At 59.7% G+C, this 11,800-nt stretch carries 12 protein-coding genes and 1 pseudogene; 5 read left to right on the forward strand and 8 right to left on the reverse strand.

Annotated elements, in window-relative coordinates; translation table 11 throughout:
* Positions 1-55: 55 nt before the first annotated feature.
* Both M0D66_RS34985 and istB read left to right on the forward strand, forming a co-directional pair.
* A pseudogene (locus tag M0D66_RS34985) lies at positions 56-1,033 on the forward strand (IS21 family transposase); the annotation flags it as partial.
* Positions 1,030-1,800: an IS21-like element helper ATPase IstB gene (istB, locus tag M0D66_RS34990; protein WP_266212660.1), complete on the forward strand. Its 771-nt coding sequence runs from the start codon at positions 1,030-1,032 to the stop codon at positions 1,798-1,800. The pseudogene M0D66_RS34985 and the gene istB, both read left to right, overlap by 4 nt.
* Here istB and M0D66_RS34995 read toward each other — a convergent pair.
* The 6 genes from M0D66_RS34995 to M0D66_RS35020 all read right to left on the reverse strand — a co-directional run bounded on the left by M0D66_RS34995 (position 1,706) and on the right by M0D66_RS35020 (position 5,341).
* Positions 1,706-2,413 carry an ATP-binding protein gene (locus M0D66_RS34995; RefSeq protein ID WP_266212661.1) on the reverse strand — a complete coding sequence of 236 codons (708 nt, stop codon included), beginning with the start codon at positions 2,411-2,413 and terminating at the stop codon, positions 1,706-1,708. The genes istB and M0D66_RS34995 overlap by 95 nt on opposite strands.
* Positions 2,361-2,789 (reverse strand): hypothetical protein, encoded by a 429-nt coding sequence (locus M0D66_RS35000; RefSeq protein ID WP_266212662.1) that lies wholly within the window; start codon positions 2,787-2,789, stop codon positions 2,361-2,363. The genes M0D66_RS34995 and M0D66_RS35000 overlap by 53 nt, the downstream gene beginning before the upstream one ends.
* Before the next feature lie 267 nt (positions 2,790-3,056).
* Positions 3,057-3,482, reverse strand: coding sequence for a hypothetical protein (locus M0D66_RS35005; protein WP_266212663.1), 426 nt, complete (start codon positions 3,480-3,482; stop codon positions 3,057-3,059).
* Positions 3,437-4,348, reverse strand: a complete 912-nt coding sequence (locus tag M0D66_RS35010) for a hypothetical protein (RefSeq protein WP_266212664.1) — start codon at positions 4,346-4,348, stop codon at positions 3,437-3,439. The genes M0D66_RS35005 and M0D66_RS35010 overlap by 46 nt, the downstream gene beginning before the upstream one ends.
* Positions 4,284-4,703, reverse strand: coding sequence for a hypothetical protein (locus tag M0D66_RS35015; RefSeq protein ID WP_266212665.1), 420 nt, complete (start codon positions 4,701-4,703; stop codon positions 4,284-4,286). Before M0D66_RS35015 ends, M0D66_RS35010 begins: the two co-directional genes overlap by 65 nt.
* A complete protein-coding gene (locus M0D66_RS35020) occupies positions 4,700-5,341 on the reverse strand; it encodes a hypothetical protein (protein WP_266212666.1) in 642 nt (213 codons plus the stop codon). The genes M0D66_RS35015 and M0D66_RS35020 overlap by 4 nt, the downstream gene beginning before the upstream one ends.
* Positions 5,342-5,977: 636 nt before the next feature.
* Between M0D66_RS35020 and M0D66_RS35025 the strand changes: the two genes are divergently transcribed.
* The 3 genes from M0D66_RS35025 (at position 5,978) to M0D66_RS35035 (ending at position 7,858) form a co-directional block, all read left to right on the forward strand.
* Complete coding sequence (locus M0D66_RS35025) at positions 5,978-6,145, forward strand: hypothetical protein (RefSeq protein ID WP_266212667.1); 168 nt, start codon at positions 5,978-5,980, stop codon at positions 6,143-6,145.
* Complete coding sequence (locus M0D66_RS35030; RefSeq protein ID WP_266212668.1) at positions 6,142-6,591, forward strand: hypothetical protein; 450 nt, start codon at positions 6,142-6,144, stop codon at positions 6,589-6,591. Before M0D66_RS35025 ends, M0D66_RS35030 begins: the two co-directional genes overlap by 4 nt.
* A 142-nt stretch (positions 6,592-6,733) precedes the next feature.
* A complete protein-coding gene (locus tag M0D66_RS35035) occupies positions 6,734-7,858 on the forward strand; it encodes a hypothetical protein (RefSeq protein WP_266212669.1) in 1,125 nt (374 codons plus the stop codon).
* Positions 7,859-8,985: 1,127 nt separating this feature from the next.
* Here the strand turns inward: M0D66_RS35035 and M0D66_RS35040 are convergent.
* Positions 8,986-9,963, reverse strand: a complete 978-nt coding sequence (locus M0D66_RS35040) for a ParB/RepB/Spo0J family partition protein (protein ID WP_266212670.1) — start codon at positions 9,961-9,963, stop codon at positions 8,986-8,988.
* Entirely contained in the window at positions 9,960-11,171 is a 1,212-nt protein-coding gene (locus M0D66_RS35045; RefSeq protein WP_266212671.1) for a ParA family protein, read from the reverse strand. Before M0D66_RS35045 ends, M0D66_RS35040 begins: the two co-directional genes overlap by 4 nt.
* Between the last annotated feature and the right edge of the window lie 629 nt (positions 11,172-11,800).

Raw genomic sequence — 11,800 nt, forward strand, 5'->3', positions numbered from 1 at the left:
CGGCGCGGATTCCGCTGCGTTCCTTCGCATTACCAGAACCTGCTGATTAGTTCAGTACGTCGTCCTCGATAACCTCAAGGAAGGGGTTATCACACCGGACCTGTACGAGCCGGAGATCAATCATCTTTACGCCGCGATGCTTGAGCACTATGGCGTGGTCGCTGATCCTGCACGCGTCCGCGATCCGAATCGAAAGGGCACGGTTGAGAACGCGATCCAGCATACGCAGGGCACCGCACTGCGCGGCAGGAATTTCGATTCAATCGAAGAGCAGAACGCGTTCCTTGTTCGCTGGGAGGCTAACTGGGCATCGAAGCGCTTGCATGGGCGCGCCCGCCGTCAGGTCGAGTCGATGTTCGAGGAGGAGAAGCCGCACCTGCGGGAATTGCCGCTGACTGGATTCCGCTACTTCAAACAGGTCGTTCGCACTGTCTCCGACGATACAACCGTTCGGATCGACCACAGCTGGTACGCAGCCCGTCCTGCTGCGATAGGCAGCACGGTGCTGGTGCGCGTCTTCGATTCAACCATTGAAGTTCGGGATCGACAGACGCAAGCGCTGCTACGCATTCACCCGCGTTTCACCGAGCCAAGTCAATTGCTACTGCCCGAGGACGAGCGTCCGTTCAACCCGTCCCGGCAAACGGCCTTCCTGCTCTCAGCCGCAGGCGACATCGGGCCGCAAACGAAGGCACTTTGCCAGCAAATGTTTGACGCCCAGGGACGCGTTGGCCAGCGAGGCATGTGGGGCATCGTCGGTCTGGCGAAGAGATACCCGGCCCGCATCGTTGAGCAAGCCTGCAGCCAGGCACGGCAGTACCGTCTGCAATCCTACAAACAGGTTCGCAGACTGGTCGAGCGATTGTTCGAGCGCGCGCTCGAACAGCTTGATCAGGCGTCCCAGCTCGCTTTGCCTCTTACCCAGGATCACGCGCTAATCCGTCCAGCGGCCGAATACGGCGAGCTGTTCAGTCTCGGCGCGCGACAGCAACTCAACCAATCGTCGTTGACCACCGGAGAGAACAAGGAATGACCATGTCGATGCCCGAAATCGAGCGTTCGCTCAAACAACTCCACCTGTCTGGCGTCCGCGACACGCTGGAGACCCGCGTACTGCAGGCACAGGCGGCAAATCAACCGTTCCTCGAAACCTTCTCGATAATCCTGCAAGACGAGCTGGACCGTCGTCAGTCCCGGCTGATCGAGCGTCGGCATAAACAGTCGGGGCTTGACGAGAAGCTCACGTTTGCCGAATTCGACTGGTCCTTCAATCCGAAACTTCCGCGTCAGGCGTGTCTGGAGTTGCGAACGCTGAAGTTCGTTTCGGCCGGCGAGAACGCGCTTCTCATCGGCAAACCTGGTACTGGCAAATCGCACATCGCGAAGGCCGTCGCCAACCAGGCCGTTCTGCAAGGCTATAAGGTCCAGTATCTTGAGACCGACGACTTCTTTGCGCGTTTCAGTCTCAGCGAGCCCGACCAGCAGGAGAAACGTCTGCGCAACATTCTCGACTGCGATCTGCTGATTCTCGACGACCTGTTTCTGTCACGATCGATTCCGGATGCCGCTGGTGCGCTACTGCAAACCCTCGTTCATCAACGATACAAACTACGCCGCAGCACCATGGTCACGTCCAACCGCGTCGTGCAGGACTGGGGCGCCTATCTCGGCGACAACACCATGAGCAGCACCATTCTCGATCGACTCATGCACCACTGCCACTCGCTCGAATTCGACGGCCGCAGTTACCGCCTGAAGGAGGCTGCTGAAACCCTTGCGCGCAAAACCAAAGCGAGCTAAAAAACAACCTTGTCCTGCTGCCTGGTGGAGGAGTTTGCGCGACCACAAGTGGAGGAGTTTGAAGTGACCGTCCGGGCGCACGCGCCACGAACTCCATCGGAATCTCAATCGTTAAGTCAAAGCGCCCCTGTCGATGAACCTGGCTGAAAGCGTCCCACACCAGCTCATTCTGCCGGCCGAACCGGAATCCTGCGTCGTATGCCCGCTGGAAGAAGAAGCGCGTAAAGGTCCAGTTGCTTCCTTCTGGAAATACCGAATCGTCGTACGCGCTGAGCGACACTTCCAGATCTGCGGCAGACCGGAATCCCTCGAAGCGCATTTCCTCGATCATGAACCGCGACACGATCTGCGAGGTATCGATGCTTTGTCTGAACGACGTCTTGCGGTTCAGGGTGCCCGGCTGACCGACCAGCAATGTATACATCCGGACGCCGCGACGTTCCATCTCGTCCTGCACATCGCGCAGCCATTCATAATGTTCGAGCTCGAGACGCTGTGCTTCATCGACAAACACGATCAGTGATCTTCCAGACGCGCGCTCCGCCATCTCAGCAAGCCTGTTATACAGACGGAAGCGCCGTTGCAAGGCCGAGCCGCTGTCGCGGCCGATCATGCTTCGTGGCTGCCAGCAGCATGCCGAAGAAGTGGCTTTCCGAGTGGGACGGATTTTGCGGCATGCCAAGATGAAGGATGGCGGTACGGGGCAGTTCCTCCCGGAGCAGGCGAACGCAGTAGCGGATCGCGTACGTCTTTCCCCAGCGCATATGACCATAGATGATCGCCCCTGATACGCCGCGCCGGACGCGCCGAAGAATGCGCGTGTACATCGCGCCAATCGAGGGTGTGGGCACCATGTAGCCCTTGTTCAGCAGGGGACGGGCATCGGGCGCCAGGGGGCGCGTCGTCGAGCGGAGCAATGCGTCAGGAAAACGTGAAAATCCGCGCCAGCCGGATCGACGGTTGAGGACTACTACGCGTCCGATGCTCACCCTCGGCCGCGGGTTGCGCTTGCGCTTGCGATGACATCCGCCCGGGTACCGACGGCGGGTCCTCGTGGGATTTCGCCCGATCTGTCAGCATGCGGGCGAGATCGTTCGCACTGCGCTGGTGTCTCGCGGCTTCGGTCTTCTTGTACACAAACCATGCCTCCACCGGATCTTCGCCGTCCCGATACGTAATCTTGCGGTGGATGAGTCTGAAGATCTCCTGCCGCACGCGCAATGAGTGCTGGGAAAAACACCACGACCGTACGGCGGTCAGCACGCCGAGTTCAGAGCCATCCGTGAAAAGGGATGCACGTGCCGAATGTCCTTGACATTGAAGTAGATGCGCAGCTGCTGGCCAATCAGCGACGCGTTACTCGACAGGATGCTGCTGGTGTACCGCACATACTCGAAATTGATGTGGGGCCGCACGCCGCGTTTTACGCTGCCGCGTATCACCACCGCCGGCGCCTCCTGCAGCAGGTACAGTGTGCTGCGTCGCGCGGCAGGCAGTGTCCGGATAAGACTCGGCTCGCGCGCAAGGAAAAAGTGCATCGCTTCGAGTGAGGTGCGGCCGCCCAGTCCAGTATGCGGTTCACCGTTGTAATCGGCGAGCACCACGTCAACCACGTCCTCAAGCTCATCAAGGCTCATCAGCAGCGACAGATTTCCACCGACATCGTTGAGTGCTCTTTCCACTGCCTGCGGCGCACGACCTGTCGTCCCGGGCAGGCGATGAGCAAAGTGCGAGGCGATCTGGTCAAAGAACCTTTCGATGAATGCGCGCTCATTTTTTCACACAGCGGTCCGTTATCGGCCCAGCAGCCGACGATGCCGGTCAGCCGCTCGAGCGTTGCTTTCGCGAAGTGCGCCTTTGCGGCGTCGAAGCGCAGCCTATTCCAGCACGCCCACGCGGTGTCTGGTATGACCTCTGACGGGAACCCACCGCCCGAACGGACGCGCAGTCCGGGAATCCGGTGAGCTCGGTTCGCGTGCGGCGTCAGTGTCGCCTGCAATGCTTTGGCGATATCGTCCTTGCTGTATTCCCGGCCCAATGCCAGGCTGTAGCCGATCACTGCGCGCGTCGCAACATCAAGCAGCACCAATATCCAGATCCGGTGCAACGCGAACAGGGTTTCGAAGCCAAGCGGATCGTCGACCCTGACCGTGACGCGCAGGTCGATCTTGTGACCGTCGAATTCGATGACGTCAAACGGTCCGATGGCAGGCTTGCGCACATGTTCGCCGGCGTCGTCCCACACATGCGCGATCTGAGTGGCGCCGGCTGTCTGCGCCGCCGCATCAAAGTGTCGGTTTGCAAGATGCCGCACATGTGTCGCCAGCGATCGCTCACCCAGATACTGCTGGTAGAACGGATAGTCGTGCGCCCCGACGCCGGCCCGCCCGCACTGATCGAGGAAGTCGCGATGCAGGCGTCGCAGGCCGCGCACTGCCTCGCGTTGTCCACCGTTTTTTCGTCGCCGCTCGTCGACCTTTCGTTCAATCCAGCGCGCGATCTCCGGATAGCGGAGCAGAAGCTGGGTGAACGGCGCCGCTCGTCCCACCTTTGACGCCGCCATGGGAAAGCGTGACGGCAGCGCTGCGCCGATACGCGCGCGTATGCGTGTACGGCATCAGCGCACGCACGCCGAAGATCCGATCGTCTTCGTGCATCGTGACGCAGCGCTCGAACAGCCGGTACAGATCGTTGAACCGCAGTCCTGTCACGCGACCGATTTCGCGCGAGGACGTGTGTCCGTCGACAAACAGCGCCATGGCCTGAATGCGTCGCAGCAAGACGTTGCGCGCGTCCCTCGACAACGCGCCGTCATCGGCGCCGGGCCAGTTCGCGACATCGCGCAGTTCGGCCGGGATCGATGCCCGGTCAAACCGGAGTTCGCCGCAGGCCAGCATCTTCATGAGCACGCCAACTGGGTCTGTCGGCAGAGTGGCTCACGAGCAAGTGTCGGACACCTTAGGCTGCCATCCAGCACCAACATGAAGGCGGCAGACCGCACCAGCGTACCGTCCACGGGAGATAACCGGCTTTCGAGTTCGCCCACCGTTGCGCCCTCCCCGCATGCGGCCAATGCACGCTGCTTGATTTCGTCGGTTACGAAAGTGTGATCGGCTGCAACGTGGTGAAGTATGGTGGCCTGATTCCGCTGCAAGACACCCACTGGCGCACCTTCTTCCGCACCAATCAAGCAAACCTTTATCCCGGTTTTCCGTGCCCATGCGTCGAATGCCGCGAATTGCGGGGGTTGCGCCGCGAACGACTGCAGTTCGGAACCGCGCAATACGATCAGGAAGCGTTCGCCATCACGTCCGCGCACCCAAAAATCGACCATCCGAGCGGGCCGGAGATCGGGAACGCGAAGCGGGCGTTCGCAGTAAGCGACGACATTGGGATTGAACTCGAGCTGCAGCCAGGCGTTCAAAGCCCGATAACCGAACAGGATGAGTCGCCGGTCGACTTTGGGTCCATAGACATCGTAGCGATGCGTCCCATAGGGGCGCATATCGTCAATTGCACGGACGAACCGCAGGTTGGCCATCGCCGCTCTCCGTCTTCCAACACAATTACCCAGTTGTAGTACAAAAACGAAAGAAACGACGCGGACAGTGACCGGGCGGGGGCCGTGCCGGTTCAGCGCCGGGAGAACATGACGGGGTGGAGCATCCCCAGCGGACCTCCGTTTGATGCCAAAGCCAGTAACGCCTCCAGTCCGTTTCGTAACGATCAATACGTTTTACGTTCCAATCAATACAGACTACATGTTGAGATCGGTGCGTAGCCTGCTGCAAACGAAAAATGGGCTTAAGAAATGCGTCTCGCTGGCGGAACCTGCCCATTTTCGTGAAACATTCCCTTTTAAATTGCCGGAAGTCCACACCACACATAGACTTCCGGGCGTGCGCCGTTCAACGCCGGATGTTTCACGGCCGTCTTGACTCCCTGCGCCAGTAACAGACCGTCGCCAAAGCTCGAATCCAGGACTCGCAGCATGGCCGCGGATCCGACATTATCCGAAGTTTCCAACATTCAGTTCAGTACTCCGAAGATTCAGACTTTCGCCTCCTTGAGGTCGAAGTGAATCTGGAAGCGGTCGGGCGGCGGAGGCCGAGAACTGAAGGAGTTTCGTCTCCGGCGGGGCTATCACTTTTGCGTCACTCGACGCCGGGGGACTGCATTGCTGACAACCCTGCAGCAGAAGCAGCTCGCCGCGAATGCCTGCATTACGTCCCTGAACGCCGAAGCACTCGCCTCGATCGAGGTCGAGGTCACCGACGACCGACAGCTGCCACTCGAGCTTGACGACAACGTCGGCGCGGCGCCCGCGAGCGGGGAATCGCCGTGACCCCTCTCCTACGCACCACCCCGCCCGGCAATCCGTTCGACGCGCTGGGCGCCGCCCTGCTCGCCAGGCTGGCTATGGAGCAGGCGGATTTTGCGATGCTGTGCGGCGACCAACTGCTCGGTTTCCATCCTGTGCCGAACCAGTGCCACGACAATGCCGACCACTGGCTGAACGATCACCGGGGCGACTTGGTTCTGCGCGGCTGGCTGCTCGATGCCGGGGGCGATCCGAACACGCACCGCCCCTATCGCTTCGTCGCCCACTCGGTCGTGCTGACCATGCTCGGCCGGATGCTTGACGTGACACTGCCGTCGAACGAACGGCCGCGGCGTTTTCTCGTGCATCCGTACACCGTGTGCGGCTTCTTCGGGATTCTCTGCAGTCCGCCGTTGGCGAACTCACTGCAGGTGTATCTCACCGCCACCACGCCGGAGGACGCGTCGTGAGCGCTTGTGTCCCGCGGCCCGAACCAACCGCCCTCCCCTACAAATCGTCGCCGGCCCGCGCGAGCGGGCAAGGGCGGGCGGATTGTTTGCAGACCGTTAGTTGCGTCGTGCGCGGCACTCATGCTCGCGTAGGAGGATTCCGATGAACGCGGTGGGCCGCATCGAGCCGGACTCCGTCGTCCCGGCCAACGTTCCGCAGGCGGTCGTCGGCCACCGGCCCAATCGGCTCGAGAGCCCGATCCTGCCGCCGTGCCTGTCCGACGAGGAGGTGGTCGGCCGCTGGCTTGCGGCCAAGGCGACCGGTCGCGGGCGGCTTGCCACAACCACACTTGCGCAGTACCGCACCGAGGCCGAGCGTCTGTTCTGGTTTGCGCGACAGACCGGCACGCCGATCTCGTGCTGGGGGCTGGATGAGTTTTCCGCCTACATCGGCTTCCTGCAGGCGCCGGCCCCGTGGGCGATTCGCAGGCCTAGCGTACGGCGCGGCTCACCCGACTGGCGACCTTTTCTCCGACCACTCAGCGACCGCTCGGCCGGCCAGACCCAGAAAATCGTCACATCGCTGTTCGACTGGCTGCGCGACGTCGGCTACCTGCAACTGAATCCGGCCACCGGGCTGCCGAAGGTCGGCCGGCGCGAGCCGGAAAAGCATGCGCGTCTTCCGTCCCCAGACGACACGGCGCTGCTGTGCGAGGCGATTGCTGCCCGCCCGGGCGTCGAGTCCGGCCGCGAGGTGCGCCTGACGAATGCGCGCGACCTGTTCGCGGTGGACCTGTTTGAACGGACCGGCCTGCGCACCACCGAGGTGGTGCAATGCCGGATGGGCCATATACGCATCGAACCGGTGCCGCAGGCACTGCGCCGCGAGTTTCCGGACGCCCCGCCCTTCCAGTGGCTGCTGCGCGTCGAGCGCGGCAAGGGCGGCAAGGGCGGCAAGGCCCGCTGGGTACCATGCGACGAGATTTCACTGTCGCTGCAAGCCTACCGGATCGCGTTTGGCCTGCCACCTGTGCCGCTGCCGGACGAAGACCTACCGCTGCTGCTGTCGGTGCGACGCTCCCGCTGGGGTGAACTCAAGGGCATCCGCAGCCGCACTGCGATCTGGAAACTGGTCACTGGGCTGTGCAGCGAGGCACTCGCCTACGCCCGCGCTCACGGCCGGCGCGTCCACGCACTGGCTGCGCCATACCTACGCCAAAGGGCTCGCGCAGGCGGTCCGCGATGGTCTGGACGCCTCTGCGGCGCCCGAGAACATGGGCCACATTGATCTGCGTACCTTTCGCCAGTACGTCGACGACGAACCACTGAGACGCGCGCTGGCGACGCAACTGGCCCGTACGCGCGTGACACGCTAATGTTCGGCGCGTCTGCGACTGCCGGGTGCCGTCGCGCCGATCAAGGTCTCCTCATCGCGATGATCAGCGCTGCGAACACCGCTGGCACGCAGGGCAGTCACGAACTGTCATTGCCGCGTGCCCTCGCCGATCACGATCCGGCGCTCACCGCTTCCGTCGAAGAAACCGTCCCCCCGCGCAACTAGCCAGTGCGCTGAAAACCGCGGAAGCTTCCTGCTGCTGGCGCCTCGCCTGTTGGGCAGCAATCTGCCCGGCCGTACCTGATGACTGAAATCGGCTGTGCTTCGAGAGGAAGTTGATTGGCGTATAGACCCTGTGTGAGGTGAGCTGTCAGGTAGCGGCGGCGAGAGGAAGTAGGGGAGTTCTAGCGCGATGCCACTTGAGCACGCCGAGATATTGACACATCGCCAAACGATCACGCCTCCGTGGACCACACTGGCGAGGGACGCAATTGCAAGAGGAAATACCATGACATGGAACAAATCAGGAAGACGGTCGCGCGTGCCGCGGAAATACTAGTCACATTGGTGCCCCCTGCGGTCCGATTCGCCTCGACCGTAGGGGCTGCCGTGAGGCGAGGTTTCGTCCGCCAAAAGGTACAAGAGTACCGGACGTGCATGTTGTAATGGATGTTCGCACTGGTGCACCTTCTCGTATCTGACGCCTGTTATTAGAGCTAGTTATGCTTAACAAGCAGCGATTTTTCAGGCCGAAGGTGAACAGGGATGCTTACTTGCCGCTGCGATGAATGCTTGTCGCGGGCTTTTGGGTCTGGCACGAAGAGCGTCTGAGTTCCAGTCTTTTCGCATTCAAATTGACAGGCTGTGGCGCCAGCGCTGACTTTAGTGCCACGCTGCTCTATAGCAGCTTAGCTCCTGCCTATCTGATTCCATCGGATGCGTGTCTAGAGTCTAGACACGCATGCTCTGGGAAGGACAGCGACCCAGCCGGCTGGTGTGTCTAGACTCTAGACACTTTAGGAACGGCTGGACGAAAAAAAGCCCGCGCAAGGCGGGCTTAATTAAGGGTGAAGCGCTCCTTAATTTGTTTTCGGCTGAGCGTGGAACATCTGGCTGATAAGCTCCCGGATCTGCGTCTCCTGCGCGTCGGTGAGCGCGCCGGCCTTAATTTTCACCGTGATACCACTGATGTCCTTGGTAATGGAACCGGCGTGTTCCTTGCCAGAGAAAAATTTGTCGATGCTCCGCTCGCTTGCAGAATCCGACGTTGTCGCTCGGCGAGTTGCCAACGCCTTAATCGCCGCGGCCACCTTCCCCTGGTCCATGTCGCCCTTCACAACCAGCGGCCAGAGTTCCATTGCTGCGTTAACACCGTCTTCGCCGTGTTTCTTGATGGCCGCGACAATCGCTTGAGCAGCAGTCCCGCCAAGCAGCCGCGGCTGTATGTCGAGGTCCTTCCTGATGAAGTCCGGCAGATTTTCAAACGAGAGGAACTGGTACAGCCCGCTGCGGGACATACCTAGGGCCTCGGCCATCCGCTTACGGTCAGGAAACTCCTTCTCCGTCTGCCTCATGGACATTGCAACTTCATAATCGGATAGGTCGTCACGACTAACATTTTCCACTAGGGCTAGCACAGCCATGTCTTCGTCGGAGCACTCGACCACGACAGCCTTGATGGCATCGAGTCCCACCATCTTATGTGCGCGCCATCGACGTTCGCCCGCCACAATCTGATAGATATCGTCTGCTCGGCGGACCACGATTGGCTGCATAAGCCCGACTTCGCGAATGGACTCGGCCAGTTCCGACAGCTTTGCCTCGTTGAATACTCTCCGCGGCTGCCAGGGGTTCGGTACGATGTCAGACACAGACAATTGCGACGCGGCGCCAGTGGACTCCAACTCTTGGACACGTAGTTGCGCTACCGCGAGCGCACCCGCAAGGCCAGGTGCCGTCTGCGTTCGGTTGCTACGCTTGACCTCTTCTTCCTTGATAGATGAGGTCGTCCGGATACCGGACGTCTTGGCCAGCAGCTGCTCTCGCATGTTGCTCATTGCGCGTTCCTCCATTTTTCTGCATAGATTTCGTCCACCCATCGGCAGTAATCGACAAGGGGCTGTCGTACACGCTGCAACGACTTAGCCGCACTATGGGTACTGCTTACGTCGAATACCGTCGAAAATGCCAGCGCTCCTGTGCTCATCACTGAACTGGCCGGCACTTCAATCGAATGCAGCCAACTCTCGTATGCGCTCTGTGCCCATGCACGCACGATAGGTGCGGACGAGGTGCGCCCGTAGTCGACCCTCGAAAGCATGAGCGAAATAAAGTCGTACTTCTTGTCCTGCTCATACTTGATGAAACTCTTGGATACATCTGAAAACAGTCGCCAGAACGATAGCGAGCTGATGAAGTCCAGATTTTCGGGAACCATCGGCATGACCATGGCATCCGCCGCCAACAGTGCATTCAGGTTGAGGTAGGACAGCGAAGGCGACGTGTCCATGAGGATGTAGTCGTAGCGCTTGCGTAATGGCTCGAGACCTTGCCGAAGCACCGTCCAGAACCGGAAGCCAGGCCGCATCTTCTGCATCGCCGGCAGATGGAACTCCGCACCAATCAATTCGGTGTGAGCAGGGATCACGTCAAGCCCATCCCAGTAAGTCGACTGAACCCTTGTTTCCAGGCCACCCTCGACGTCTTGGTCGTAGATATAAGGCAACACGGTGTCGTCCGGCGTCACATCCTTTTCCGCGTACAAGCCGCATAGTTCGGAAAGCGAGGCCTGAGGGTCGAGGTCGATGACAAGCACCTCGCGCCCGCGCAGCGTCAGCCCTTGTGCGAGACACATAGTTGTGGTTGTCTTGGCCGAGCCGCCCTTCAATTGGGCCGTAATGACGATTTTCCCTTCCGGTTCACGCGTTCCCGTAACGAGTGGAGTCTGATAGATGTCGGAGACTTTCTGGACCCAAAGGCGTGCTTCCTCCAGAGTGAATGTGCGGGTCCTGCCGGTACCGGCAGCAGTACCTGCCGGCAACTCTCCGTCGCTCTTGGTTGCGAGGTATTGGACCTGGGAATGAGAGATGTTGCACATTTCAGCAATTTCCCCTGTTTTGAAAACAGGAGCGGCTTTTCGCGGGCGAGGTGCAAGAATGGTGTTACGCAGCTCATCCGTAAAAATTGAGACCTTTTCAGCGAACTGGCTAATCTGCTCAAGAGGGACCGTTCGGTCTACAGCGGGAAGTTGGCTCGTTTTCACCATTCTGAGGTTTGTCCGTAAATTTCGATGAACCTCAGAATACATGAATTACATGAAAATTACTCTATAAACGACTGTTTTCATGAAGACTTTCTGAAAAACCGCGCGTCATTGCACGTTTCCGGTTGACTGGAGTGCGGCCGACAAACTTAGAGGAGGCATTTCCTGCTCTTCCGCGACCGCTGTCACTCTGCCGCATTGTCGCCGATAGGGCACTGTAATTCCCGAGCCGGTCGCCAGACGGTCGTTCATGGTGAGGTCGCTTGTGCTAATTCTGCAAGCAGCATCGCCCCGCAAAACGGCCTTTGCACAAAGATACGGCACATGGTGAGGTTCATTGTGCTGCGAACACATCGGCGCGTTACGAGCTTTCTCACCCAGCACAATTGACCTCACCTTCCTCTCCAATTTTCACCGCCTCGCACGAGCAGAGGTTTTTATACTGGTATCTGTGTACAAGCTTGCACAATGAACCTCACCTTCAATCGAATGTTTCCTTGCCAATCGAAAACGTGTTTCTGCTGAAGCGGAACACAAGCTGGAGCGAAACTGATCCTCCGCACAATCAACCTCACCTAAAGGGACGGTCGCCAAGTTACCTCTTGGTAATGGGTTGGTTTGTTTTTTTAAAA

This window comes from Paraburkholderia sp. SECH2 (assembly GCF_030464795.1).
Taxonomy (GTDB): domain Bacteria; phylum Pseudomonadota; class Gammaproteobacteria; order Burkholderiales; family Burkholderiaceae; genus Paraburkholderia; species Paraburkholderia aspalathi.

Excerpts from the sequence above, each read along its gene's own strand:
- istB (WP_266212660.1), top strand. The coding sequence starts at position 1,030 with ATGACCATGTCGATGCCCGAAATCGAGCGTTCGCTCAAACAACTCCAC.
- M0D66_RS34995 (WP_266212661.1), bottom strand. The coding sequence starts at position 2,413 with ATGATCGGCCGCGACAGCGGCTCGGCCTTGCAACGGCGCTTCCGTCTG.
- M0D66_RS35015 (WP_266212665.1), bottom strand. The coding sequence starts at position 4,703 with ATGAAGATGCTGGCCTGCGGCGAACTCCGGTTTGACCGGGCATCGATC.
- M0D66_RS35020 (WP_266212666.1), bottom strand. The coding sequence starts at position 5,341 with ATGGCCAACCTGCGGTTCGTCCGTGCAATTGACGATATGCGCCCCTAT.
- M0D66_RS35035 (WP_266212669.1), top strand. The coding sequence starts at position 6,734 with ATGAACGCGGTGGGCCGCATCGAGCCGGACTCCGTCGTCCCGGCCAAC.
- M0D66_RS35040 (WP_266212670.1), bottom strand. The coding sequence starts at position 9,963 with ATGAGCAACATGCGAGAGCAGCTGCTGGCCAAGACGTCCGGTATCCGG.
- M0D66_RS35045 (WP_266212671.1), bottom strand. The coding sequence starts at position 11,171 with ATGGTGAAAACGAGCCAACTTCCCGCTGTAGACCGAACGGTCCCTCTT.